General features: G+C 65.5%; 22 protein-coding genes. 11 read left to right on the top strand and 11 right to left on the bottom strand.

Features of this window, described 5'->3' with window-relative positions:
• Position 1 precedes the first annotated feature (1 nt).
• From CFB46_RS20295 to CFB46_RS20280, 4 genes are all read left to right on the top strand, one after another.
• Positions 2–1,042, top strand: a complete 1,041-nt coding sequence (locus tag CFB46_RS20295; RefSeq protein WP_143751637.1) for a 3-oxoacyl-ACP synthase — start codon at positions 2–4, stop codon at positions 1,040–1,042.
• The gene (locus CFB46_RS20290; protein WP_089501024.1) at positions 1,039–1,968 is read left to right on the top strand and encodes a 3-oxoacyl-ACP synthase; all 930 of its coding nucleotides are present in this window, start codon (positions 1,039–1,041) and stop codon (positions 1,966–1,968) included. The genes CFB46_RS20295 and CFB46_RS20290 overlap by 4 nt, the downstream gene beginning before the upstream one ends.
• 286 nt (positions 1,969–2,254) lie before the next feature.
• Entirely contained in the window at positions 2,255–3,040 is a 786-nt protein-coding gene (locus CFB46_RS20285; RefSeq protein ID WP_089501023.1) for an autoinducer binding domain-containing protein, read from the top strand.
• Positions 3,041–3,275: 235 nt separating this feature from the next.
• Positions 3,276–3,944, top strand: coding sequence for an acyl-homoserine-lactone synthase (locus CFB46_RS20280; protein WP_089501022.1), 669 nt, complete (start codon positions 3,276–3,278; stop codon positions 3,942–3,944).
• Between the two features lie 104 nt (positions 3,945–4,048).
• On the opposite strand, the gene CFB46_RS20275 is transcribed toward CFB46_RS20280, so the two are convergent.
• Complete coding sequence (locus CFB46_RS20275) at positions 4,049–4,615, bottom strand: hypothetical protein (RefSeq protein WP_089501021.1); 567 nt, start codon at positions 4,613–4,615, stop codon at positions 4,049–4,051.
• Positions 4,616–5,110: 495 nt separating this feature from the next.
• Between CFB46_RS20275 and CFB46_RS20270 the strand changes: the two genes are divergently transcribed.
• Complete coding sequence (locus CFB46_RS20270) at positions 5,111–5,413, top strand: H-NS histone family protein (RefSeq protein ID WP_089501020.1); 303 nt, start codon at positions 5,111–5,113, stop codon at positions 5,411–5,413.
• Between the two features lie 403 nt (positions 5,414–5,816).
• Here CFB46_RS20270 and CFB46_RS20265 read toward each other — a convergent pair whose 3' ends face one another.
• From CFB46_RS20265 to CFB46_RS20255, 3 genes are read right to left on the bottom strand one after another with little or no spacing between them, the layout of a single operon-like run.
• Positions 5,817–7,400 carry a DHA2 family efflux MFS transporter permease subunit gene (locus tag CFB46_RS20265; RefSeq protein ID WP_089501019.1) on the bottom strand — a complete coding sequence of 528 codons (1,584 nt, stop codon included), beginning with the start codon at positions 7,398–7,400 and terminating at the stop codon, positions 5,817–5,819.
• Positions 7,397–8,521, bottom strand: a complete 1,125-nt coding sequence (locus tag CFB46_RS20260) for an HlyD family secretion protein (RefSeq protein ID WP_027781970.1) — start codon at positions 8,519–8,521, stop codon at positions 7,397–7,399. Before CFB46_RS20260 ends, CFB46_RS20265 begins: the two co-directional genes overlap by 4 nt.
• Before the next feature lie 59 nt (positions 8,522–8,580).
• Entirely contained in the window at positions 8,581–10,074 is a 1,494-nt protein-coding gene (locus CFB46_RS20255) for an efflux transporter outer membrane subunit (protein ID WP_089501018.1), read from the bottom strand.
• Positions 10,075–10,183: 109 nt separating this feature from the next.
• Between CFB46_RS20255 and CFB46_RS20250 the strand changes: the two genes are divergently transcribed.
• Together CFB46_RS20250 and CFB46_RS20245 are read left to right on the top strand one after the other, a co-directional pair.
• Positions 10,184–10,957 (top strand): AraC family transcriptional regulator, encoded by a 774-nt coding sequence (locus CFB46_RS20250; RefSeq protein ID WP_027781968.1) that lies wholly within the window; start codon positions 10,184–10,186, stop codon positions 10,955–10,957.
• Between the two features lie 128 nt (positions 10,958–11,085).
• Entirely contained in the window at positions 11,086–12,114 is a 1,029-nt protein-coding gene (locus tag CFB46_RS20245; protein WP_227789580.1) for a LysR family transcriptional regulator, read from the top strand.
• Here the strand turns inward: CFB46_RS20245 and CFB46_RS20240 are convergent.
• From CFB46_RS20240 to CFB46_RS20220, 5 genes are read right to left on the bottom strand one after another with little or no spacing between them, the layout of a single operon-like run.
• Positions 12,101–12,589, bottom strand: coding sequence for an SRPBCC family protein (locus CFB46_RS20240; protein ID WP_089501017.1), 489 nt, complete (start codon positions 12,587–12,589; stop codon positions 12,101–12,103). The two genes, CFB46_RS20245 and CFB46_RS20240, sit on opposite strands and share 14 nt — an antisense overlap.
• 54 nt (positions 12,590–12,643) lie before the next feature.
• A complete protein-coding gene (locus CFB46_RS20235) occupies positions 12,644–16,204 on the bottom strand; it encodes an amino acid adenylation domain-containing protein (protein ID WP_089501016.1) in 3,561 nt (1,186 codons plus the stop codon).
• Between the two features lie 9 nt (positions 16,205–16,213).
• Positions 16,214–17,140, bottom strand: coding sequence for a diiron oxygenase (locus CFB46_RS20230; protein ID WP_027781964.1), 927 nt, complete (start codon positions 17,138–17,140; stop codon positions 16,214–16,216).
• Positions 17,137–17,526, bottom strand: a complete 390-nt coding sequence (locus CFB46_RS20225; RefSeq protein WP_027781963.1) for a cupin — start codon at positions 17,524–17,526, stop codon at positions 17,137–17,139. Before CFB46_RS20225 ends, CFB46_RS20230 begins: the two co-directional genes overlap by 4 nt.
• Positions 17,523–18,305: a DUF3050 domain-containing protein gene (locus CFB46_RS20220; protein ID WP_006479991.1), complete on the bottom strand. Its 783-nt coding sequence runs from the start codon at positions 18,303–18,305 to the stop codon at positions 17,523–17,525. The genes CFB46_RS20225 and CFB46_RS20220 overlap by 4 nt, the downstream gene beginning before the upstream one ends.
• Before the next feature lie 396 nt (positions 18,306–18,701).
• Between CFB46_RS20220 and CFB46_RS20210 the strand changes: the two genes are divergently transcribed.
• Together CFB46_RS20210 and CFB46_RS20205 are read left to right on the top strand one after the other, a co-directional pair.
• Positions 18,702–20,063 carry a condensation domain-containing protein gene (locus CFB46_RS20210; RefSeq protein ID WP_089501014.1) on the top strand — a complete coding sequence of 454 codons (1,362 nt, stop codon included), beginning with the start codon at positions 18,702–18,704 and terminating at the stop codon, positions 20,061–20,063.
• A 56-nt stretch (positions 20,064–20,119) separates the two neighbouring features.
• Positions 20,120–21,466 carry an aspartate aminotransferase family protein gene (locus tag CFB46_RS20205; RefSeq protein WP_089501013.1) on the top strand — a complete coding sequence of 449 codons (1,347 nt, stop codon included), beginning with the start codon at positions 20,120–20,122 and terminating at the stop codon, positions 21,464–21,466.
• Between the two features lie 24 nt (positions 21,467–21,490).
• Here CFB46_RS20205 and CFB46_RS20200 read toward each other — a convergent pair whose 3' ends face one another.
• Entirely contained in the window at positions 21,491–22,306 is an 816-nt protein-coding gene (locus CFB46_RS20200) for an AraC family transcriptional regulator (RefSeq protein WP_089501012.1), read from the bottom strand.
• 196 nt (positions 22,307–22,502) lie between these two features.
• On the opposite strand from CFB46_RS20200, the gene CFB46_RS20195 reads away from it, so the two are divergent.
• Complete coding sequence (locus CFB46_RS20195) at positions 22,503–23,216, top strand: autoinducer binding domain-containing protein (protein WP_027781958.1); 714 nt, start codon at positions 22,503–22,505, stop codon at positions 23,214–23,216.
• Between the two features lie 71 nt (positions 23,217–23,287).
• Here the strand turns inward: CFB46_RS20195 and leuA are convergent, their stop codons facing one another.
• A complete protein-coding gene (gene leuA / locus CFB46_RS20190; protein WP_193727284.1) occupies positions 23,288–24,997 on the bottom strand; it encodes a 2-isopropylmalate synthase in 1,710 nt (569 codons plus the stop codon).
• A gap of 976 nt (positions 24,998–25,973) precedes the next feature.
• Here leuA and CFB46_RS20185 point away from each other — a divergent pair.
• Positions 25,974–26,363, top strand: a complete 390-nt coding sequence (locus tag CFB46_RS20185) for a fucose-binding lectin II (protein WP_089501010.1) — start codon at positions 25,974–25,976, stop codon at positions 26,361–26,363.
• Positions 26,364–26,375 lie beyond the last annotated feature (12 nt).

Here is a 26,375-nt window from a genome sequence, read left to right as displayed (position 1 = left end):
CATGATGTCGCCAATCATTACCGCACTGAGTACCTATGTGCCGCCCACCATGGCGCTCACGCGTGCGCCGCGATCGACAGAGGCCGAGTTGACCGCGCCACACACTGGCTGGGAGGCCTGGATCGCGTCCTGCCGCGCTGACTTCGGCGCAGCCCATACACTGACAGCCGGTGCCGACGATAGTGTCGATCACCACACTCGGCCGCTTCATATTCCCGTCGAACGCGAAGAGCAACTATCGGGGCTCGCCGTGCGCGTCGCCAATGAGATACTCGCCATCCGGCATCCGGCTGCTGTCCCCATCGATATCATTGTGTTTTGCCACAGCAGCGTCGACGAGCACGTATCGACTACAACGGCGGGGCGTCTGGCAAGCGTGGTGGGCCCGCCATGCTTTGCGTTTTCCATCTCCCAGCAGCATGGCGTCTCGCTATTTTCCGCATTGCAGCTCGTCCGTGACCTGATGGTCGCTGAGTCCGATGTGCAGTGTGCGCTGATTGTCGCGGCAGAAAAATGGACACCGCCGTTTTCACGCTGGACCGCGCAGGGGTCAGCGCAAGGTGATGCCGCAGCCGCCGCTTTGCTTGAGCGAGCCACGGCAACAACCCGCGGCTTTCGCGTGATGGACGCGCAAACGCGTCAATGCCCTGTGCGGCCCGACTGCCCGTCGAATCAACGCTCATATTCCGATTCCGCCTCGGAGCGGATTCTGCTGCAACTCATTGACGCGATGCTCGCGCAACACGCGCTCGCGGCGTGCAATGTCACTGGCATCGGACAGGACCTCGATCCGACACGGACCAAGCGCGTATCGCATCGTCTGAACATGAAGGCGCACACCCATGCGCGCCTTCATGATGCGCACCTCGGTGCAGCAGAACCAATCATCCAACTGACCGAGAGGCTGGAGGCCAACACACTACCTACACGCGGTCCTGTCCTGATATGGGGGACGAGCGTGTGCGGCTACGTGGGCTGCGCACTGCTCGACGCGTGCGATGCGCCCGCCATCTCGCGTGAGCCCGGTCGGAGCAATCGATGACGGACGTGTCGATCGGTATTCCGTATGTCGCATACTATCTGCCCGAGCGTGTCGACACGGTCCGGGCATGGGGCCGCCGTACGCGCCAGCCCGACACGATTATCGCAAAGCTCGAACGATCAGGCGTATGCAATTTTCACGTGGCATATGAGCAAAGTGCGCTAAGCCTCGCGGTCAAAGCCGTCGAGTCGTTGTTGCGCACCGCGCCGATCGCGCCAGACTCGATCGACTATCTCCTGTACACCCATACGCTGCAAGGCAGCATCGCGCCGCCGCCGCAGTCACTGCCACGCGCGCTATGCGAGCGATTTGGGTTCACCCGCGCGCAGTCGTTTTCGTTTGCCCAACAGCACTGCGCGTCCTCGCTCGGCGCGCTGCGCATTGTGCGCGCGCTATTCGCCGCACACCCCTCGCTCAATCGCGTGCTGCTCGTCGGAGCAGACACGATGCCCATTGAGGCAGAGCGTCGCATGGGTACCTCCGCGCTTCTGGGCGACGGGGCGTTTTCCGCAACGATCGAGCGCCACGCCCGTATCAACCGCCTTGTTGCGATAGCCACGCATGCCACCGGGCAAGGTTGGCGCGGCATGCTCGGCCAAGCCGATCCGAATTCCGTCGCCCAATACCAGCTTGCCGCTAGAAAGCTCATCACGCATCTCGCGAGCAAGGCTCCGATCGCGCTAGCCGATGTGTGTTACATCTTGCCACCGCATCTCGATCTACCGGCGTGGCAGCGGCTTGTCCAGTCGCTGGATCTGCCGCCTGAGCGTCTTTTTATTCGCAACTTCTCGCGCATCGCACATGTGACCGTGAGCGATCCCTTTATCAACCTTGCCGACTGCCATGCGCTCGCGCCAGGCACCCCGCTCGTGCTCTACGCGCAGGGTGTAGGCGGCTTTTCCGCAGCAACGCTACTCATTCATTAGACGCGCCGTTCGAACGCGGCCATGGGCAAGCGCGCAACCTGAGGCTCGGATATACCGAATACCCCTACTGCGTGTACTGGTTGGTTGCTCGTGGATGTATCACGACATTAAATATTGATACCCATAATTGGCCCGCAAGCGTCTAAAATAATGATGGACAACGCGCATATATCCGTCACGAGTAAAACAAGCGCCATTGTCAAGCATTGTGTTGTTTGAGCCTGAATTTTGCGCGCATGGTCATCACGCGGGTCCGATGCGCGACGATTTTCTGTGAGGGACCTCGGTGGATCAGATATTTCCCTGCAGCGTGGGCAACACGCCCGTCGCGGCGCTGCAACCTTCACACGCGATTGCGCGATGGGCGCCGCTGGCCACATCCTTTCTCGACACCGTGGATCTCTCGTCACTCGTGAAGCTCTTCGGTGATGTGGCCGCTTCGTTAGGGTTTCCTCGTTTTGCCGTCAGCCGGCTCTCACGCGCACGTGCTCGCTCGCGCGTAGCGATGGCCGTCGACACGCTTTACGCGCGCTATCCCGATAATTGGGTTTTTCATTATGCGAAGCACGACTATGGTCCGGTCGATCCCGTTCATCGCATGGCACTCGTGCACGCCACGCCCTATCGCTGGACCGATATAGTGGGGTTAAATCACATCGAGCAGCGCGTGCTCGACGAAGCGCGCGAGGCCGGATTGGCTAATGGGGTAAGCATCCCGATTCACGAGCCCGATGGCAACATCTTGCTCGTCAATCTCGCAAGCCCCTCACCGGAGATCAAGACCGAAGTCAATTTGCGGCTCGCAAGCCTCATTAGCGCGTTGTTTCATCAAGAGCTGAATCGCTTAACCCGCCCGCGCTGCGTCGGCCCCTTGCCCAAACTATCCCCGCGCCAAAAGGAATGTCTTGCGTGGGTCGCGCGCGGCAAATCCTCATGGGAGATCGCAGGCATTCTCGGTATATCGCCCCATACGGTTGACTACCACATCGACGAGGCAAAGAGGAGCCTGCGCATCAATAGCCGAACCGCCGCGGCCGTCTATGCGGTCACCCGCGGATTGATTCTGGCCTGATCGGCAGTTCATCGGCCCGGCGGCCGTATCATCTCACGCGCCATTTCGCGCATGCCCTACGCTGTCGGAATGCTCGATGTCTCGCGCGCACACATCGCAGCGACGCCTAACACTCGCACTCTCGTGTGCGCGTCCGCACGCGCCTTTTGCGACCTACACCCTCCCTATATCACTAGTTCCGTTCAAACTGCCTGCTTGCTAACGTGACACGATCTCTTGAGTACGAGGAAAAACCGTGCAATCGATTTTTGCAGGCAGACTTGTCGATATACCCCACCCGTTACGTCGCCGCCTTGGCGAATTCCGATATGAAATCTTCGTTAAGCGCCTCGGTTGGCAGTTGCCCAATGCCGACGCCGTCAGCGCCACCGAGTGGGACCACTTCGACCGAGGCGATACGATCCACGTCGTGTTACTGGATCCGATGGAACAAGTCTGCGGCTGTGCGAGGCTGATGCAGACGACCAGACCGTATTTGCTCCAGACGCTGCACGCACATTCACCGAATTGCACATTACCCATCGCCCCCACCGTATGGGAGCTATCTCGGTTTGCCGCCAGCGCACGGCACGTTCGATCAATGGGTCCCTCGAACGGGATGCAGTTCTTCCCACCGGTCCTCGCGATCGCAGCTTCATTAGGTGCAACGCGCATTATCGGTGCGCTCTCTCACGCGATAGCGCGCCTTTACCGCCGCGCCGGGCTTGAACTCGAAACCCTGCCAATCGCCGAACGTGCGAATGCGGCGAACTATCTCGTCTGCGCCATCAATCTCAGCGCTTCGACGTTCGAGCGTTTGGGCTGCGATGCCAGCGCGTTGCTACGCAATGTGACCTGGCTCAGCCCGTGCTCTGCCGCCGTGTTTGCGAGCTCGGCCGGTCATACCCCATTCCATGATCATTGAGCATACAACCGTTCGCAAAGTGACCAAACCCGTTGAGCGGGGTGCTCGGTGCCGGCCTTAAATCGTGCGGCAATTTGCATCTGGAACGCGAGTCCGTGGCCGGATCAGTGTCGCTGCCCGTGGCGATGATGTCGGCGATCCGCGTCTTTGACCCAATCGGGGCGAATTGCCGACGCGTATGCCTGACCGCTGCGAGAAGCTTCGCCGTTAGTTTGAGCGGCCAGCCCCAGACGCGCGTCGATCGCATGCGCGACAGCAGAGGATTTGGGTAAGCGCTGAGGATCGCAGTCAGCCCAGAATTCGAACATGCTATCGAACAACACGGACAGAATGCTCGTTATATAAGGCAGCTTTACCGTGGTGAGACTATCCGACGAATCAACATTGACGAAGGCATTGGAATTCGATATTGCGTTGCCGCACACGCCGGTGCGCGCCGCGTCGAGCTCGCGTTGCAATCTTGTCTCAACATCACAATGAACAATCGAGAAATTGACGATGACCCGAGTCAACCTGTCAAGCTCCTGGGTCTTGAGCCCCAGGCAGTTTTGCAACCGGCCGATTTCCAGTTCCGCAAGCCGCAGTCGCTCGCGCAACACCGCACATTCGTCTGTCGGCAGCGTGCACGCCACCTTCTCATCGGATTGACACGTATTCTCACGTTGCTCCATGGATTTACCTCAACCTGAGTGCGAACATTCTCGAGTCGGACCGGCATTCGCTCACCGCAAACCATTTCGCTCGAGACGGCCCGCTTGCGCCACACGCCCATTTGGCTGTACTACCGCCCGTCCATATCGCAGTCACCATCGAACGCCGGGTGCTTGCCACGGCATTGTTGATTCGTGTATCGCGGATCGTCAACTACCAAACTCGGGAGGTTAGAGGCGTTCGGTCTTCGTGACAAAATGTCATTCGCACGTATCACACATCGTTCTTGAAAACGCATTACCAAAATTTCGCTTGATATTTCTGAAATTGAAATAGTTTGTAGATATTTTACGATGACGTTGCAAATTTTCCATGCAACACCGGCCGATACCGGCTAATTCATGTCGGTGATTGAAATTTAAACTTATGTAGCCACATCGTATTGCTCTCGCTTCACGTGTTTGAGTGTGACATTACCGTCTATAGTCGCAGTACATCCGACAGGAGGAACTTCGATGGCAACGTATCTCGAGCTGAAAGCCCAAGCGGAACGACTGATGCTGCAAGCGGAGGAAGCGCGGCAAGCGGAGCTTGAAACCGTTCTTCAGGAAGTGCGCGCCCGCGTGGCCGAATATGGAATAACGCCTGAGCAAGTCTTTGGGCGTCGCCGGGCGGCATCTGGCACACGTGCAGCTCAAAGCAGCGTGTCACCCAAATATCGTGATCCAAAGACAGGCGCAACGTGGAGCGGTCGCGGACGCGAACCGGGCTGGATTAAGGGTAAAAGGCGTGAGCGGTTCCTGATCGAGCAGGAGTAAGCACACGCCAGGTGGCCCGTGGCGCAAAATACACTGCTCGCGGGCCGTATCAGACGCGTTCGTTACATGCAATGCGCGATGTCGTCGTCTTATCGCGATGCCTCACGTGCCCTCGGCGTGCGGGCCGCGCAGCTATGCGGCCCGCACAACGCTCGTTGATTTAGCGCGCGGAAAACACGCGATACCCGCACGATGCCAGCCGAGAACAACCGTCGAGGGCACGCAACGAGATCGACATCGCCACGCGACAATGTGTAGCGCCACGTTGACATGTCGGACCCGCATCGCTTCTCAGACGCCGTGTGTCGCAAGTTGAAAGCGGAGCGAGCTACGCGGAGCTGACCGTACGGGCCGACCCCGTGGAGGCGCGAACGGCCATCTTCGAAATGTCCCATCCGCCGCGTCATGCCGGCTTCTTGCCCTTGAGTATGAACGCAGCTACCGTACACCCGATCATCGCGATTCCTGCGATCAGGAACGTATCGCTGTATGCCATGAGCAGCGCCTCGCGCAGCACGCGCTGGTTCACGAGCCCGAGCGCCAGTTCCTGCACACCGGAGATCGACCCGCCGGGCAGCACGTCCGCGCGCGGCGCATGCACGCGCTCGAGCAGCCGTGCAAGCATCGCCATGCGCTCCTGGAACGCTTCCGAAAACGGCGTGACGGCCTCGCCGATGCGCATCGCGTGCAGCTTCTGCCGCTCGACGACGATCTGGCTCATCACCGCGATGCCGATCGCGCCGCCGACGTTACGGACCATGTTGAATACGCCCGACGCGGAGCCAAGCTGCGCCTTCTCGATCCCGTCGACGGCCATCACGGCCAGCGCGATCACGACGAACGACTGTCCGATCCCGCGCACGATCAGCGACGGGACGATCACATTCGACGCCGCATCGGCGTCGAGGTGGATGTTCATCAGGCACCCGGCCGCGACCAGCACGAAGCCGAGCACGATCGTCGTGCGCGGGCTCGTGCGGCGCATCAGCGGCGGCGTCAGGAACGACATCGCGAACTGCACCAGCCCGTACGGAATCATCGCAAGGCCAATGTCGCGCGCGCTGTAGCCGTGCAGCTCGGCAAAGTAGTTCGGCACAAGAAACACCACGCCGAACACCACCGCGCCGAACAGGAACTGCATCAGGCTCGCGATCCCGAAGTTGTACTGGCCGAGCAGGCGCAGGTTGATGAACGGCTCCTTGCGTCGCAGTTCGATCGCGACGAACGCCGCCAGCCCGAGCGCCGCGACGATCGACAGCTCGACGATCATGTCCGAGGCGAACCAGTCCTTGCGACCGCCCTCCTCCAGCACGATCTGCAGCGCGCTCAAGCCCACCGCCATCGTCGCGATCCCGAACCAGTCGGCCCGCCTGAGCATCCCGAGCTGCACGGGCACAGGCCGGATCGCCCAACCGATCGCCGCAACCAGCGCGATCGCCGGCGGAATCTGCAGATAGAAGATCCAGCGCCACGAATACATGTCGGTCAGCCAGCCGCCCACCGACGGGCCCGCTGCCTGCGCGACGTTGTTAGCGATCGCGAACAGCGCCATCCCGAGCGGATGTTTCGACGGCGGCAACTCGGTGACTATCAGCTGGAACGACAGCGGGATCAGCACGCCGCCGAACGCGCCCTGCAGTGCGCGCGCGACAATCATCGTCGAGATGCTCGGCGCGACCGAGCACGCGAGCGAAAACGCGAGAAAGCCGGTGGCACCAACCAACAGCACGCGTCGCGCGGAAAACACCTGCACGAGCCAGCCAGTGAGCGGAATCACGACGATCTCGGCGACCAGGTATGCAGTGGTAATCCACGAGCCTTCCTCGAAGCTCGCGCCGAGCGAGCCGCGAATGTCGGGCAGCGAAGCATTGGTCACGTGCACGTTCATGCCAGCCATGAAGCAGCCGAACACGCCGCCGAGCACCGCGACCCACGCGCGCAGCGAAACAGTGTCTTCGTGCGCGGCCTGCACGGTCGTCGCGCTCACGAGCCGGCCCCCTGCGTGCCGCGCGTGTCGACGCGCGCGATCACCGACATGCCGGGCCGCAACACGACGCCAGCCGGCGGCGCATCGACACGGATTTTCACCGGGATGCGCTGCACGATCTTCGTGAAGTTGCCCGTCGCGTTGTCGGGCGGCAGCAGCGCGAACTGCGCGCCGGAGCCCGGCGCGAGGCCAATCACGTGGCCATGCAGCGTGCGGCCCGAATAGGTGTCGACGTCGATCTCAACGGGCTGGCCGTCGTGCATCGCGCCCAACTGCGTTTCCTTGAAGTTCGCGACCACATACACGTCGCTCAGCGGCACCACCGCAAGCAACGGCATCCCGACCTCGACGTACTGGCCGGCCCGCACCGCGCGCTGGCCGACGCTGCCGTCACGCGTCGCACGGATCTCCGTGTGGTCGAGATCGAGCTGCGCGAGCGCGAGCTTCGCCTGGGCGGCCGCAAGCCGGGCGCGCGCCTGCGCGATCGCAGCCGTGCTCTGTTCGCGGCGGCGCTGCAGCACGGTCTGCTGGTCGGTCTGCACGCGCACGGCCGCGCCGGCGCGGGCCAGTTCGGCACGCGCCTTCAGCGCATCCGCGTGGGCCTGCTCCCAGCGCTGTCCGCTCGCGGCGGATTCTGCCAACAGTTGCTTGTAGCGCGTCGCATCGGCGTCGCGCCGTGCGGCTTCAGCGCGCGCGGCGGCCGCGTCAGCATCGGCCTGCGCGATCTGGCTGCGCTGCTGGCCAACCTGCGCGTCGAGCGTCGCGGCCGCGGCCTGCTCGGCTTGCAGCGTCGCCTCGGCCGCTGCCACCGCGGCCTTAGCATCGTCGACTTTCGCGCGATAGTCACGATCGTCGAGCCGCACGAGCACGTCACCGCGCTTCACCGGCTGGTTGTCGTCGACGGCGACTTGCGCGACGTAACCCGACACGCGCGAGCTGACGGTCACGACGTCGGCGCGAACGTACGCGTCGTCGGTTCCTTCGATGAAACGGCCGACGGTCCACCAGTGCCAGCCGAACACAGCAAGCGCGATGACGGCGAGCACGGTGCCCGCGGCGATCAGTTGGCGCCGGGAGAACCGGGCGGTTTTGGCTTTTTCGGGTACGGCAGTCGTGCTCATGATCGGAAAGATGAGTTGGCGTGCAAGAGAACGGGCAAGGACGCTGCGAACGCGGCCGGCTACGGTTGCCAGCCGCCTCCGAGCGCCTTGAACACGGCGACCTGGTCGAGCGAGACCTGCTGCGTCGACTCGGCCAGCGCCGAATCGACCGCAACGAGGCTGCGCTGCGCATCAAGCACGCCGAGGAAATCGAGTGCGCCGGCTTTGTAGTTCAGCTCGGCGAGGTGATAGGCGCGTGCATGCTCAGCGCGTGCGGTTTCGAGCGCGGCGCGGCGGCGCCACGCCGCACCGTACCGGGCCAGCGCCTGCTCGGTTTCCTTCAGCGCACGCAGCACCTGCGCATCGAATTGCGCGCGAGCAAGCGTGTCGTCGGCGCGGGCCTGCGCGAGTCGCGCGCGGCTTGCCGCCATGTTCGGAAAGCGCCACGTGATCAGCGGGCCGACGCCCCAGGCGATCGCGTACTTGTCACCGAGCGTTGACGGATCGCCGCCGGTCGACAGCCAGTTCACCGAGCCGCCGAGCGATATCGACGGATACAGCTCAGCCGTCGCCACGCCGATGCGTGCATTCGCGGCGGCCAGTTGGCGCTCGCTCTCGCGCAGGTCGGGGCGGCGGCGCAGCAGCGACGCGCCGTCGCCAACCGGGAACGGCCGCGCAAGCACCGGCGCGGTGCGGCAATGCGCGGCCGCGTCAGGCAGCGCGCCGGGCGCGCGCCCGGTCAGCACCGCGAGTTCGTACAGCGCTGCGCGCCGCGAGCCAACAAGCGCTGGCAGATCGGCACGCGTGTCGTCGGCGAACGCGCGCGAACGCGCCACCTCGAGGTCGGACACGAGCCCGTGCGCGCGCTGCTTCGCCGTCAGCGCGGCCAGCCGGTCCGCGATCCCGACCGACTGCTCGGCCACGTCGATCCGCTCGCCGTACGCGCACACCTGCGCATAGGCGGCCGTCGTCTCGGCGGCCACCACGACGCGCATCGCGTCCGACGCAGCCTGCACCGCCTCCGCGTCCGCCCGGGCGGCGTCGACCAGATGGCGCACGCGCCCCCACAGATCGACTTCCCACGACAGCGAGAACGACGGCGCGAAACCCCAGCGCGTATGCGCATCGGTACCCTTGGCCGCCGCGACGATCTGGTCGGGCGCGTGCTTACCGTAGTCGACGCCGAACCCGGCCGTCGTGTCGGGCAGCCGCGCGGCGCCGGCCTCGTCGAACACGGCGCGCGCGCGCTCAACCCGCGCCACGGCCGCCGCGAGATCGCGGTTCTGCGCGAGCGCATCGCGCACGAGGCCGTCGAGCACGGGGTCGTCGTAGAGGCGCCACCAGCGTTGCGGCGGCTCGCCGGCGGCGGCGACCGGCACGTCGGCCACCGCGTCGAACGGCCCGGTGTGCGCCGTATCGGACACAGGCGGCCGGTACGGCTCGCCCACCGAACACGCGGCCAGCGCGGCCGATGCCAGCAGCACGGCCGCACAGGTGGCGCGCCGCACGCGCGGCAAGCGTGCATCGACGGCGGGAGAAACAGGCGAAGCGGACGAAATGGTTGGAACGCGCATCGGGTGGCAAGTAGGTCGAACAAACGATGGGTTTATGGTAATTTCGACCTAAGTGGTCGATCTCACGCGTAAAGCGCATTCGTCGTCGAGAAAAGGACACATAGATCAATTGGAAAACTTCTTCGTCGCACTCGAGCGTCAGGCGCGCGACAAGCAGATCGCGGTCGTCGCATCCGACTCGCCGGCGGGCACGGCGTACCCGCCGCATTCGCACCGGCAGGGCCAGCTGATCCACGCGATTTCCGGCGTGATGATCGTGCACGCGGACGCGGGCAGCTGGGTCGTGCCGACGGGCCGCGCGGTATGGGTGCCGGGCGGTACGCAGCACGAGATCCGCTCGGCCGGCGACGTGCAGATGCGCACCGTGTTCGTCGGCCCGGAAGTGCGGCCGAGCCTGCCGACCGAATGCCGGGTGATCGAAGTCGGCACGCTGTTGCGCGAACTGATCGTGACGGCTTGCGACCTGCCCGCCGACTACGACCTGTCGCACCGCGCGGGCCGCGTGCTCGCGCTGATCCTCGACGAGATCGAGATCGCGCCACCACTGTCGCTACACGTGCCGATGCCGCGCCACCCCGCGCTCGCCGCGCTGTGCACGCGGCTCATCAACGACCCGTCGTCGGCCGTCACGCTGCAGGCATGGGCGCGCGACGCGCACATGAACGAGCGCACGCTCGCGCGCGCGTTCAAGCGCGAGACGGGCATGACGCACGGCGCATGGTGCCGTCACGCGCGATTGCTGCTGAGCCTGCCGCGCCTCGCCGCCGGCACGCCGATCCTCGAGCTCGCACTCGAACACGGCTACGACAGCCCCAGCGCGTTCGCGGCGATGTTCCGCAAGGCGCTCGGCGTCGCGCCGAGCGAATACTTCCGGCGGCGCTAAGCCGCGCGTCGATTGTCCGAATTGTCCGTTTTGCGACGATCGATCGCTAATGCGCGCGCGCGGCGTGCCGCTGCCGTCGCTACAGTAGCGGCATTGCCGCCTGGCCGGCCGGAGACTCCGCTACCCCGATGGATCTGATTCAAAGCATGCAGGCGTTCGTCACGCTCGCGGAGGCGGGCACCTTCACCGAGACCGGCAAACGGCTCGGCATCACGACCGCGCACGTCAGTCGGCTCGTCGCGTCGCTCGAGCATCGTCTCGGCATCCGGTTGCTGAACCGCACGACGCGTTCGATGTGCCTGACCGAAGCGGGTGAGCGCTATCTCGCACGCGCGCGCGACATCACGCTCGCCGTCGACGCGAGCGAGCGCGAGGCGCGCGACGCGCGCGTGCATCCGCACGGCCGGCTGCGCGCGCATTGCAGTGCCAGCATCGCGAACCATTTCATCATTCCGTTGATCGGGCAATTCCAGGCGCGTTACCCGGACGTCAGCGTCGACCTGACGCTCGCGCCGCACCTGCCGAAACTAGTGCGCGACAGCTACGACGTCGCGGTGATCGCGATGCCAAGCCTGCCGAGTTCCGAAGAGGTCGCGATCGATGTTGGCCGGATCCGCAGCGTGCTGTGCGCATCGCCCGCGTATCTCGAGGCGCATGGCATGCCCGATTCGCCCGGCGCGCTCGTCCACCATCGCTGCGTACAACTGGTCGCGCCCGCGTATCACGAGCGCATCTGGACGCTGTGGAGCGGCGCGCAAGCGCAGACGGTCGACGTCGATCCGTCGATGACGGCCGACGTCGCCGCGTCGCTCGCGATCGCGGTGCGCGAGGGCGCGGGAATCGGGTTGCTGCCGGACTTCGTCGCCGCGGCGGACCTGCGCTCCGGCGCGCTCGTGCGTGTGCTGCCCGACTACCAGGCGGAAGAAATCGGCGTGTTCCTGGTGTACGCGTCGCGCCAGCATCTCGATGCAAAAACGCGCGCGTGGGTCGACTTCATGAAAGCCGCGCTGCGCGACGCATTCGCGCAGATGCTCGACGACGTATGCGCACAACCGGTCGGGAAAAAAGCCACGCGCCGGGCAAGACCGGCGCGTGGGCCGGCGCCGCCGCGTAGCGGCACGGCGCCGGCGGCGCAATGCACGGTTACTGCGGCTTGAACAGCGCGCGCAGGTTCGTCATCGCCATGTCGAGAAAACCGGTGACGAACGCGTCGAATTCCGGCTGGCGCGCGGCACCCCCGTGCGACGGTTCACCAGCGATGTCCCACGTCACCGTGCAGGCCCGCTCACCGCGCGGCTCGACGCGCATGAGCGCCCACAGATTGCCGATGTCGAACGACGTATGGATCAGGCTCCACGTCATCACCATCGCTTCGTCATCGTGGCTGTTGAGCTGTTCGACGACGACGTTGCCGTCCGCGAAATGCTTGATGCGCAGCGAGCGCACGCCGTCGCCGATCATGTCGGTATGGTCGAGCCCCGTGATGAAGCGCGAGAAGCCGGCGAAATCACCGACCACGCGCCACGCGTCGCGCGCCGGCACGTCGAGATCGGCCGAGCCGGACAGGATCGGCGTTTGCGGCGCGTAGACGAGCGTGGACGGACGGGGTTGCGTTGCAGTACGTTGCAGCATGATGCCTCCTTGATGAATGATGCGATGACAGCGATTAATCAAACGGATACGTCTTCACCACGCGGGTTCGGGCTCGGCGTCGCGGCGGGCGTCGTTCGCGCGCGCAGCCGGCTCGGCCGGCGGCGGCATGAAGCCGCATTCGGCGAGATAGCCGAAATGCGCATCGAGCAACGCATCGTCCTTGTCCGGATACGTGACGCCGAGCCGGCGCAGCGTCGCCTCGGTGCGCGCGTGGTCGATCACGGCCATGTCGCCGATATCGTCCTGCCGGTCGTCCAGATAGAACGCGACGACGTCGAACAGCGCATTCGATTCGTCGATCGACAACAGTCGCTCGCGCCAGACCTCGGGCGCCTCGAAGCGCAGCGGGTAGCCGCGCCGAGCGAGTGCGCGCAGGTACCCGGCCCAATCGAGCGGGCGCGGGTTGTGCAGATGAAACACGCGCTCGGTGCGCGCACCGTCGAGCGTGCACGCGACAATCGCCCGCGCCAGGTAGTCGACCGGGCTCAGGTCGAACAGCCCGCCCTCGCTCGCGAGCGGTGCGCAGCCGAGCTGCACCGCTCCCTTGAGCAGCAGCAGGATCCGGTTGCGTCCCGGCTGGCACAGCCCCGTGCGCGAATGGCCCGTGATGTTGCCGGGCCGCAGGATCGTCGTGTCGATCCCGCGCGCGGCCGCTTCGGCAACGAGATGCTCGGACACCCACTTCGTCAGGTTGTAGCCGTTGTTGACGAAGGCAGGGCCGGCCTCCGACGGGGCCGCCTCGATCAGGCGGCCCGTCGGGCCCGTCGCGCTCGCCGCGGATAGCGTCGATACGAAATGCAGCGCCTTGCGGCGGCCGCTGCAGCACAGGCGGAGCAGTTCGAGCGTCGAGCCGACGTTCTCCGCGTGCAGGTACGGGTAGTCGTACACGTGGTTCACGTGCGCGCCGTTGTGATGAATCACGCCGACCTCGGCCGCGAGCGTCTGCCACTGCGCGTTCGACAGCCCGAGGTGCGGCGCGCCGAGATCGCCGCGCAGCACCCGCACGCGCGGGTGCCCGCACAGATGGCCGAGCCCGTTGACGAACGCCGCTTCGTCGAGCCGCCGGCGCGCGCTCGCATCGTCGTCGCCGCGCACGACGCAGTAGACGGTCTGGTTCGTGCGGCTGATCAGCTCGCTGAGGATGAAGCTGCCCAGAAAGCCGTTCGCGCCGGTCAACAGCACCGCGCCGGGCCCGTCGCCCGCCGGCTGGCTGGCCGGCAGTCGCACGTCGTCGGGCAAGCGGCGGTCGTCGTGCACGCGAGCCGGCACGTTCGCGCCGCGCTCGACCGACTCATCGCTCAGTAGTGCCGCGAGCGCGGCCACCGTCGGCCGTTCCATGAAACGCGCGAGCGCCGCGTTGCCGCCCAGCTCGCGCTTGACGGCCAGCATCAGCCGCGACACCAGCAGCGAATGGCCGCCCAGTTCGAAGAACGACGCGTCGCGGCCGATCTCTTCCGGTGCGAGTTCGAGCAGCGTCGCCCACAACGCGGCAAGACGCGTCTCCAACGCGCCGCGCGGTACATCGCGCGTGTGGCTCGCCGCACGCGAGACCGGCAGGCGCGCCAGCGCGGCACGGTCAATCTTGCCGTTCGGCGTCGCGGGCAATACGTCGAGCGCCGTGATGTCGTACGGCACCATGTAGTCGGGCAGCGTGCCGGCCAGCACGGCGCGCAGCGCGTCGGGCGTCGCTGCCGCGTCGACCGGCTTCGCGGCGAACAGCCGGATGCGCTTGCGCTCGTCAGGTACCACCGCGCACTGGTGGTACAGCCCCGCCGCCAGTGCGGCCGTCTCGATCTCGCCCGGCTCGACACGAAAGCCGCGAATCTTCAGTTGCGCGTCGCGGCGGCCAACGTAGCGCAGCGTGCCGTCCGGCTCCCAGCTCGCGATGTCACCGGTCCGGTACATCGTCTCGCCCGGCGTGCCGTACGGATCGGCGACAAAGCGCTCGGCGCTCAGGTCGGGCCGGCCGAGATAGCCGAGCCCGACGCCCGCGCCGGCGATGCACAGCTCGCCTTCCTCGCCGGTGAGCGCCGGACGGCCGTCGACCGCGAGCACATGGCAGCGCGTGTTCGCGATCGGCCGGCCGATGCGCCGGTTGCTGTCGCCGGCGCGCAGTTCGCCCGTCGTCGCGAGCACGGTGCATTCGGTCGGCCCGTAGATGTTGTGCAGTCGCCGGTTCGCGCTCCAGCGCGCGATCGTATCGGGATCGCACACGTCGCCGCCCGTGACGAGATGCGCGAGTGCGGGCCAGTCGCAATCCGGCAGCGCCGCGAGCAGCGCGGGCGGCAGGAACGCGTGTGTGATACCCGCGTCGGCGACGAGCGCCGCGAGCGCGTCGAGTTCGCGGCGCTGCGCTTCGCTCGGCGCGACCAGCGTCGCACCGGCGAGCCAGGTCGGAAACATGTCGAGCAGCGACGCATCGAAAGCGATCGTCGAGAACTGCAGCACGCGCGAGGACGCATTAAGCGACACGTGCGCGCGATACCAGTGGCAGAACTGCACGATGTTCCGGTGCGACAGCATCACACCCTTCGGCACGCCGGTCGAACCCGACGTGTAGATCGCGACCGCGCAGCGCGCATCGCGATCGGCATCCCGCTCGAGCGGCCACTGGCCGGCCAGCGCGTCGGGCGCAGCGTCCGCTTCCGCGTGGGTGCCGCAGTCGATTACGTCGAGATCGAGCCCGTCGAGCAGCACCGGCTCGACCGCACCACCGACGACGAGCGCCTGCGCGCCCGATTCGCGCAGGATCGTGCGAGCGCGCTCGGGCGGAAACGCCGGATCGAGCGGCACGCAAGTCGCGCCGGCGCCCAGCACGCCGACGATCGCCGGATACAGCGCGACGCCCTTGTCGAGTCGCACGGCGACCACGCGTGGCGCGGCACGCCAAGCGGCGATACGCGCGGCGACACGGCGGGCACGCGCGAGCAGCTCACGATAGGTCAACCGACCGTCGGCCGCGACGAGCGCGCAGGCGTCCGGCGCTGCGGCCGCCGCACGCGAGACGAGTTCCGGCAACGACAGCTCGCACGGCCACGCAGCGGCCGTGTCGTTCGATGCGTGCCAGCCGGCCAGCCGTTCGAGATCGATCAGAATGTCGTCCGGCCCGGGCGGTGTCGCGCGCGGCGCGTCGTGCGGGTCGCTTAGCTCGCGTGCGATTGCGCTCGCGACTTCGTGCATCAGATCGACCGCGCACGCGGCAATCTCGTTCGCGAGATCGGCGCCGTTGAGCGCCGCGCCGAACGCGAGCGTCGCGTCGGCCAGCTCGCGCGTGTCGCCCGGCGCCACGTCCGTGAGCCACGCGACGCGTACCTCGCGCGGCGGAAAAGCATCGGCGACGATCTCGCACCGCAGCGGCCGAGCGTGCGCGCAGTGTACGGCCGGGTCCGGCGCGCCGCAGACGATCGACCACTCGGCCGCGTTGCGCAACGTGTCGGGTGCCGGCGCCGGCAACAGCAGCGCGTCGGCCGCGTCACGTAACGGGCCGTCGCGTCCGTCGGCGATGCACACGGTATGGCCGGTCGCCTCGAGTTCAGCCGCCAGCCGTGCAGCAAGACGGGTCTGGCCGCCGATCGCAATGATGATCGCTTTCATCGACGTGACTCACAGGTAGTCGGACAAGGCCGCGCGGGTCGGCGCGTGATCGAGCAGGCCGCTCATCCGGAAGAACTGCCGGATGTTGACGATCATCGGATGCTGGCTCGTGATCGGATACGCACCGACCATGTCGTCCGCGATGCGCGTACGCTCGGCGGCCGGCAGATCGAGTGCGTCGATCAGGCGGCGATCGAACTGCAGTTGCAGATCGGCGCTCAGGTATTCGCGCAGGAAGCACGGCAGCCCTTCGCCGAGCGCGAGCCGCGCGGGTCCGTCGATCTGCGACCAGTACAGCTTCACGAGATTGATCCAGAACGCCGAGTGACGGCCTTCGTCCGCGAGGTGATCGGCCATCACGCCCTTCACCGAGCGCTTGAGCGTCGCGTCGCGCGAGAACGCCGCGACTTCCGCCGTGACCGTGTTCTCCGAGATCGCGACGCACAGCAGCTCCATGCCGTCGCGATACTGCGCGCCGACCCGCTCGACCGCGCGCGGAATCGCACGCGACAGCTCGATCTCGCTGTTCGGCGGCAGCGGCGCGATGCCGGTGGCCTCCTCAACCTGCCGTAGGTAGTCCATCGCGACGTACGCGTGATAATCCTCATCGATCACCACAGTCATCGCGTCCTGCCGGCACGCGAACGGAAACGGGTGCGCGAACCGGCCGCGCGCAATGCGCAACGCGGTGGCGTTGACGATCTCCGTCTCGAAGATGATCACGTCCTGGATGTACTTGTAGAAGCTCTGCAGCAGGACGAAGTCGCGCACCGCGTCGCCCGCGTCGACGATCGCCGGGTGCGCGCACAACGGCTGGCGTTCGAGCGGGTAGTAGCGCAGTTCGTCGTCCTCGACGATCCGCCGTGGGCGCGATCGCACGGTCGCGCGCGCCTCCCAGCGGTCGACGTGGCTCACGTATGTGACGGCGGTCGTCATCGCGTGTCCTCCGGGAAACCGTAGTAATGGATTTCAAGCAGCAGGCAGCCCGCGTCGCTGCGAAACGGGCCATGCGGCGTGCCAGCCGGACGCACGAAGTAGCTGCCTTCCCGATACGTCGCGCGATACTCGCGCGTCGTGACGTCGACCAGACTCTGGTCGCCGTCAATCAGGTGCACCTCCTCGTGGTAGTCGTGCAGGAACGGCACGCGCGTGCCCGCACCGGGATCGAACCGCACGATCCGTGTCCGGATGCCGCGCTTCGCATGCTCGTCCAGCGTATCGACGAGCACGACCTGGTCGATGCCGTCGTCGAACGCCGCCGGGTGCTCCCAGTCGAGCGCCGCGAAATCGACGATGCGCTCCGACAGACCGCGCGCGTTCATGCCGGCACCACGTTGCGGGTCTGGCCGAGATGCGCGAGCAGCCCGTCCCACAGGCGCATTCGCTCGTCGATCGCGTCGAGCCCGGCCTGCAGCGCTTCCTCGAGCTTCGCCGCGTCGCCGTCGGCCGCTTCCCGGATCATCGCGCGCGCCGCCGGCCCGTGTTCGCCCGAATCCACTTCGATATGGCGGTCGAGGTAGTACACAAGCAGCGGAATCGACGAGCGCTCGATTTTCCATTCGTCGAGCAGCGTGCGGAACATGTCGGGAATCACGTTCTCGCGGCCGTAGAAGAAGTTGCCCAGCACCTGGTGTGTCGCGCCCGACGTGCACGCGGCCATCGTCGCCTCGACGAAACGGATCACCGGCTCCGGCGCATCGACGGCCTTCAGCGCGGCCGACACGGAGAAGCCCGAGCGCACCAGTGACACCATTTCCTCGATGCGCGACGTCGAGGCGCCGACATCGCGCATCGCATGCAGGTACAGGTCGTAGTGGCTCATGTGGCCGTTCGGCGTTTCGTCCGATTCCTCTCCGAGCACGATCTCGTTGATGAGGCGCGACGCGTTCGCGTTGCGCGGCGCGACCCACGGCACCGCGACGGTCGTCAGATCCTGCTGCAGCCGCTTCACGAGCGACATGAAATCCCACACGGCGAACACGTGCCATTCCATGAACACGCGCAGCTCGTCGATGGTACGGATCGATCCGAACACCGGATGATGCGCGAGCCGCTCGTGCTGCTCGCCGATTTTTCGCTCCAGCCCTTCCAGTTGATTCACGGCACTCTCCTAGTAATGTCCGCTCGCGCCAGCCCACTGCGCCGGCTTCCGGCGCCGGAAACCGTTTCCGGCGAATTGCCTGCATGCCGTTTTCGGCTTGCGGAGCAATTTCAGGCGTCGATGCTAAATAAGCTGACAATTTGCCGCCTATTCAAAACGGACATTCTCATATTCTTTCCGGACCAGACCACTCACAACCCCATCGAATCCTTTACCGACAAGGCTTTGACGAATTGACAACAAAAACTCACGGAATTGACAGCCACAAATCGGACTGTCTAGGATAACAATTGCGATGCATCAGAAATGAAATGCATGATGCGAATATGTATTTTTTATTAAACAAATGCACGCATTTAATTCATCCACCGGAATAAGCTTTCCAGGAGAAACGACGTGACCAATTCGACGCTTCAATTGCCGCTGTCCGCGCCGCAGCGCGATTTCTGGGAGGCAGCGCTCGCGTATCGCGTCCCGTCGACGCATATCTACGCGGCCGAGTATTTCGAGATTCGCGGCGCCCTCGACACCGATGCATTCGAACGCGCGCTGCGGCAGGTGATTCGCGAGGCGCAGACGCTGCACACGACGCGGATCGTGCTGGATGGGGACACGCCCGTGCGCGTGCTCGATGCCGCGCTCGCCGACGACTGGAGGCTCGAACGCGTCGATCTCGCCGGCACCAAAGACGCGCACGCCATCGCGCTCGCCGGCATGCGCGCGCATTGCACGGGCGCGATCGAGCTGGCGCGCGGGCCGTTCTTCCGCCACACGCTGTACCGCATCGCGCCGGATCACTACTACTGGTATCACGGCTACGCGCACATCCTGGTCGACGGCTATTCGGGCAGCCTGATCGCCACGCGCGCCGCCGAGCTGTACAGCGCATTCGCGGCGGGCGCCAAGGCACCGCCCGCCCGCTTCGCGTCGCTCGCCGAGCTGCAACTCGACGAAGACGCGTACCGCTCCTCCGAGCAGTTCGCGCACGACCGCCGCTACTGGCTCGAACGCTTCGCGGACCAGCCGCGCACCGTCACGCTCGCCGGCCCCGCACGCTTTCCCGAGCGCGACGACGGACCCAACCTGCGCGAGACGCGCATCGCGAGCGCGAACGAGAGCGCGCGCATCGAGGCGGTCGCCAAGCAGCTGTTCACGTCGACAGTACCGCGGCTCGTCACCGCGCTGACCGCCGCGTACCTGTACCTGAACACCGGCGCGCACGACATCGTGCTGTCGGTCGCCGCGATGGCCCGCACGTCGGCGCGCGAGCGCCGCACGCCGACGCAGTGCGCGAACATGCTGCCGCTGCGCCTGCACGTCGAGCCGGGCCACACGCTCGATGACCTGTGCCGCCAGGCAAATCGCGAGATGACCGCGCTGCGCCAGCACCAGCGCTACCGGATGGGCGACCTGCACCGTGAGCTGACGTCGCTCGACAACGGCCAGGGCGTGTTCGGCCCCGAGATCAACATCATGGCGTTCGACTACGACCTGCGGTTCGGCAACTGCGTGACGACGTCGCACAACCTGTCCGTCGGCACGACCGACGACCTGATGGTGAACCTGACCGATCGCCGCAACGGCGAGCCGCTGCGCTTTGACTTCGACGCGAGCCCACAGTACTACAGCCGCGACGCGCTGAACGCCCACGTCGGACAGTTCCTGAGTTTCATGCGCGTGGCGCTCGACGAACCGTTCGCAACGCTCGGCGCACTCGAAAGCCGGCTCGACGCTCAATCAGCGGCGCTCGCCGGCTGAGCGTCATCTGCTTCACCCTGTTGCCCCGTCCAACCGATTCACTACGGAGTCCTGTCATGTCCTATTCTGAATCACGCTTCTGGCATCCCCGGCAACATCCGCTCGCTGCGTCGCGCCCGCCGATCCGCATCACGCGCGGCGAAGGCTGCTACCTGTACGACGATACCAGCCGCCCGTATCTCGACGCGGTTGCGTCGCTGTTCAACGTGTACGTCGGTCACGGCCGACGGGAGATCAAGGAGGCGATCGTCCGCCAGCTCGACGAGCTCGAATATCACCCGGTATTCGCCGGGTTCAGCCATCCCCGCGCGGAGGAGCTGTCGGCGCGACTGGTCGGCATGCTGCAGCCCGAAGACATGAGCCGCGTGATCTTCGGCTCCGGCGGCTCGGACGCCGTCGAGGCCGCGCTGATGATCGCGCGACAGTACTGGAAGGTGTCCGGGCAGCCCGAGCGCACCAAGTTCATCGCGTTGCGTCAGGCCTATCACGGCTCACACTTCGGCGGCAGCTCCGTCACCGGCAACACCGTCTACCGGCGCAACTACGAGCCGACGCTCGCCGGCTGCTTCCACGTCGAAACGCCGTGGATCTATCGCAACCCGTTCACGCATGACCCTGAGGAGCTCGGCCGGCTATGCGCGTCGCTCGTCGAGCGTGAGATCCTGTTCCAGGGGCCCGATACCGTGGCCGCCTTCATCGCCGAACCGGTACAGGCGACGGGCGGCATCATCGTGCCGCCCGCGAACTACTGGCCGCTGGTGCGCGAAGTATGCGACCGCCACGGCGTGCTGCTGATCGCCGACGAGGTCGTGACGGGCTTCGGCCGAACCGGCGCGGCATTCGGCAGCCGCGGCTGGGGCGTCGCGCCGGACATCATGTGTCTGGCAAAAGGCGTGTCGTCGGGCTATCTGCCGCTCGGCGCGACCGTCGTCAATCGCCGTATCGAGAACGCGTTCGCGTCCAATCCGGGCGGCATCGGCACGCTGATGCACGGCTACACCTACTCCGGCCACCCGATCGTCTGCGCGGCCGCACTCGCGAATCTGCAGATTATCGTCGACGAGGATCTCGCTGGCAACGCGGCGCGCGAAGGCGCGTACCTGCTGGAGCGGCTGCAGCCACTCGTCGACCGCTATCCGGTTGTCGGCGACGTGCGCGGCAAGGGGCTGCTAGTCGGCATCGACCTCGTGAAGGACAAGGCGACGCGCGAATCGATCGATCCGTCGGATGGCTATGCGGCCGCGCTCGCCGACGCGGCGCGCGATGCGGGCGTGCTGATCCGCTCGCTCGGTAACCGGCTCGCGATCGCGCCGCCTCTCGTGATCGGCCGTGAGGACGTCGACCGGATCGTGGACGCGCTCGTGCATGCGTTCGAAGTGGTGCCGCGCTGGACCGCACGCTGAGCGCGACAGCGACAGCGGTGGCGGTCAGCGCGCTGCCGCTTCCGCCGCCGCGAGGTACTGGCTCGGCGTGACGCCGAACGCGCGCTTGAAGGTGGCCGCATAGGTGGTCGGGCTGCGATAGCCGACCTGATGCGCGGCCTGCGTGACGGGCATGCCGCTCGCGAGCAGCGCGAGCGACATCGACAGCCGCAGTTGCTGGCGCCACGCGGCCACGCTCATGCCGGTCTCGCTGCGAAAAAGGCGCGCCAGGTGGCGCGCGCTCAGCGCGGCGTCGCGCGCGAGTGTTTCGAGCGGCAATTCGCAGTGCGGCTCGCGCTGCAGCCGCTCGCACAGTTTCAGCAGGCGCCGGTCGCGCGGCAGCGGTAGCGTGAGCGGCGTCTGCGCGAGTTCGCTCAGTTCGTCGGCGAACAGGCGCGCGAGCGGATCGCGGTCAACGCCGCAATCGAACGGATGCGAAACGCGCGTGGCGAGTTCGCGCAGCAGCGGCGATACCGTCATCGCGCACAACCTGGCCGGTAGCCGCGCGCTGAGCGCGTCGCCGAGATAGAGCGAGCAGAGCTGCACGTCGGCGGCCACGCGCATCGCATGGACGGTGCGCGCCGGAATCCAGATCGCGCGCAGCGGCGGGGTAATCCAGCGCTGGTCTTCAACGTCGAGCACTAATACGCCGCGTGTCGTAAATAATAGTTGCCCGGCCTGATGCGCGTGCGGCGCATACTCGTGAGCAAGCGCGCGGGCGGGGGCCGACGCGCAGGGCGGTTCGATCGCGCGGATTCCGCCGAAGGCGAACGCGCGCGCGCCGGCGCGCGCGAGGAGAGGCACGTCTTGAACGCTGGTCATGGTCGATCGTCCTGATACGAAACCGGAGGGGTACCGCAACACGTGAAACGACGGGGGGACAGGTGCCCGCACAAGCGGGGCCGTCGTGCGAACAGCCGCCATTAAACCGGCGTCGGCTTCGCCTCAAAACTGTCCTTTTGAACAGGATACGCGCGGGCCGCAATGCACGGCCCGCCCACACCGACGAGGAACACCGATGGACCTGACAATACTGCACGACTGTTTCGACGCACTACAGCGCGCACCCACGGCGGAAGCCGCGCTCCTACCGATTGCCGCCGCCGCGGCCGCGCTCGGGTTTCAGTATTGCGTGTACGGTTTGCGCCGCACGCTGCCGCTCGCCCGGCCCGACATGCAGATCGTCGGCAATCATCCACGCGAATGGGAACACCGTTATGTGAAATTCGGCTACGTCACCATCGATCCGATCATCAAGCGGGTGGCGAGCCAGCCGCGGCCGGTCGTCTGGAATGCGTTCGACGAACCGGGCGACACCGCGTTCTGGCACGACGCGGCGTGCTTCGGGATGCGTTACGGCTGGTCGCACGGCGGCTACGACCGGGCCGGCAACCTCGGCGTGCTAACGCTCGTGCGCGACACGACGCCGCTCGACGCGGACGAAGTTTCGCTGCTGCGTGCACCCTGCGCGAGCCTCGCGCATGCGGCGCACGCGTACCTGATGCCGCGCCTTGCTGATCCGATTGCGCCGGCAGGTAGCGGACTGACGCTGCGCGAGCGTGAAGTGCTGGCGTGGACGGCCGACGGCAAGACGGCCTACGAGATCGGGATGATCTTCGGGATCGCGGAGCGGACGGTGAAGTTCCACCTGCAGAACGCCGTCGTGAAGCTCGACGCGATGAACAAGACGCATGCGGCCACCAAGGCCGCGATGCTCGGGCTGCTGCCGTGACGGCGCGAACGCGCACGCCGTGATCCGAAAAAGAAACCCGGGCGGGCCATGCCGCCCGGGTTTCGACCCGGTTATGCGACGGCCTGCACCGCCGGCTGTTCGGCAAAGAAGGTTGCTTGCACAACCTCATCCGAACGGGCATACGCGCGATTCACGCCGCTGATCACCGCACGAAGCGACGCAGTCGTCAGGTTCGCATCGACGCCGACGCCGAACGCGCTGCCGCGCACGCCCGTGCCGGCCAGCTCGGCGATTGCAATCGCCTTCGCATCGGCGCCCTGCGACAGTGCGCGCTCCTCGTAATGCTGAATCCGCAGCGGCGTGCGCAGCGCATGCATCAGCGCATCGAGCGGCCCGTTGCCTTCGCCATGCAGCACGCGGCGCTCACCGTGCACGTCGACGGTCAGCACGATCGTTTCGCGGCCGTCGCGTTCGGTCAGTTCATGGCTGACATAACGCAGCGGCGTGTCGCTTTCGACGTACTCCTGCTGGAACAGCGCCCAGATCTGCGCGCTCGTCACCTCGTGTCCGCTCTCGTCGGTCAGGCGCTGCACTGCCGCGCTGAAATCAACCTGCATGCGGCGCGGCAGCGCGACGCCGTAGCCCTGTTCGAGCAGATACGCGATACCGCCCTTGCCCGACTGACTGTTCACGCGAATGATCGAATCGTACGTACGGCCGAGATCGTTCGGGTCGATCGGCAGGTACGGGACTTCCCACATGGCGTCGGCGCGCTGCACGGCAAAGCCCTTCTTGATCGCGTCCTGGTGCGAGCCGGAAAATGCGGTGAACACGAGGTCACCGACATACGGATGGCGCGGGTGGACCGGCAACTGCGTGCATTCCTCGGCCGTGCGCGCGACTTCGTTGATCTGCGAGAAATCGAGGCCCGGATCGACGCCCTGCGTATACAGGTTCAGCGCGAGCGTCACGAGATCGACGTTACCGGTGCGTTCACCGTTGCCGAACAGGCAGCCCTCGATCCGGTCGGCGCCGGCCATCACCGCGAGTTCGGCCGCCGCGACCGCGGTGCCGCGGTCATTGTGCGGATGCACGGACAGAATCAGCGAATCGCGGCGCGCGAGATTCCGGTGCATCCATTCGATCTGGTCCGCATAGTAATTCGGCGTGCCGATTTCCACTGTGGCCGGCAGGTTCACGATCGATTTGCGCTCGGGCGTCGGCTGCCACACGTCGAACACCGCGTCGCAAACTTCCTTCGCGAAATCGAGCTCGGTCGCCGTAAACGTTTCCGGGCTGTACTGAAGCGTGAACTGCGTGTCAGTCGCTGCATCGGCGCAGCGCTTGATCGTGCGCGCCGCGTTCACCGCGAGTTGCTTCACGCCGTCGCGATCGAGGCCGAACACGATCTTGCGGAATTCCGGTGCGGTCGCGTTGTACAGGTGCACGATCGCGCGCTTCGCGCCGCGCAGCGATGCGAAGGTGCGCTCGATGAGGTCATCGCGCGCCTGCGTCAGCACCTCGATCGTCACGTCGGCGGGAATGTGGCCGCCTTCGATCAGTTCGCGCACGAAGTTGAAATCGGTTTCGGACGCCGACGGGAACGCGACCTCGATCTCCTTGAAGCCGATCGCGACCAGCGTCTTGAACATCCGCATCTTGCGCGCGGCGTCCATCGGTTCGAACAGCGCCTGGTTGCCGTCGCGCAAGTCGGTGCTCATCCAGATCGGCGCCTGCGTAATCGTGCGCGACGGCCATGTGCGGTCAGGCAGGTTGACGGGCGTGAACGGTCGGTATTTCGTCGCGGGGTTCTTCAGCATCATGATGTTCGGTCCTCGGTCTGTTTGTCGATGAAGCGCAGCGCGGCGGCCATCGGCATCAGGGGCCGGCTACGCGCGCAGCGGTGAAAACGGCAAGAAAGCGGCACAACGGCGAAGCGGCAAAGCGGTACGGCAAACGACGGCTTGGCGGTTGAGCGACCGGGACGGAGCAGAGTAATGACGGAAGAAAGACGAACTCAGGCGCCGGTCGACAACCGGGGCCAGGTCGGTGATGCGGGGAAAATCTGGCGCTTCAGGAAAGAAGCAGATGGAAAGCGCGCAGCCGCAGACCCAGCCCGGAGAAGCGGGCTAGTAGTCGTAGCGAGAAGACGATTTGGGCGGCGTGCATGAGTGGCATCAAATCACAGGCGCGGGAAGCTGTCAACAGGCCGCACGCCGGACGGACACGAATCGCTCGGCGGCACGGCCGCCAAAATCAGTCCAGTCCGATAGGCGACGACGGGCCTCGTCGCTATGCTTCACGGGTGCGGCGCCGGTGAAGCCCTATTCATGTTCGGAGTGAGTCGGTCAACAATCTTCGCCGGTTGCCGCACCCCTTTCCTGCGCGACCAGGCTTCGGCGTGGGCGTTCGGTGGTGGCCGGTGGGCGCGGCCACGACAGAGATGTTGATGTTGAAACGAAACGCTGCCATATGCGAACGCCGAGCGTCTGCGCCGAAGCCTGATTGCCCTACCTCCCGCACGGCCTGCACGGCCTGCACGGCCTGCACGGCCGCGCATCATTCATAAAAACGATACGTGCATCGATATAATTTCTCGAATATATCGAAATACCTCCCATTAAAATCATCTCATTAAATCAGCGCGCCTTCATTTTCGATTTACTGAACAATAATCATTCTCAATCGAATATTTTTTCATTTATTTTTCGGCATGCTCGCTAAGCCGTGTTTCAAACAGCAAACGTTTGCGCGACACGGTTTGAAGCATTACCCAACACTCCTCAGGAGGAAAGCATGGCCGACAATCAAACGTCATCCAATCGCGCCGGCGAGTTTTCGATTCCGCCGAATACGGATTTCCGCGCGATTTTCTTCGCGAATGCCGCCGAGCAACAGCACATCAAATTGTTTATCGGCGACAGCAAGGAACCTGCCGCCTATTACAAGCTGACGACGCGCGACGGCCCGCGTGAAGCCACGCTGAATTCCGGCAACGGCAAGCTCCGCTTCGAAGTGACGGTGAACGGCAAGACGTCGGCCACCGACGCGCGCCTCGCGCCGATCAACGGCAAGAAGTCGGACGGCTCGCCGTTCACGGTCAATTTCGGGATCGTCGTGTCGGAAGACGGCCACGACAGCGACTACAACGACGGCATCGTCGTGCTGCAGTGGCCGATTGGCTGATCGGCCGAATGC

Origin of the sequence: Burkholderia sp. HI2761 (assembly GCF_002223355.1) — a bacterium.
Classification (GTDB): domain Bacteria; phylum Pseudomonadota; class Gammaproteobacteria; order Burkholderiales; family Burkholderiaceae; genus Burkholderia.
The sequence above is the reverse complement of the archived record's forward strand: the minus strand, read 5'-3'. Positions and strand labels throughout refer to the sequence as shown.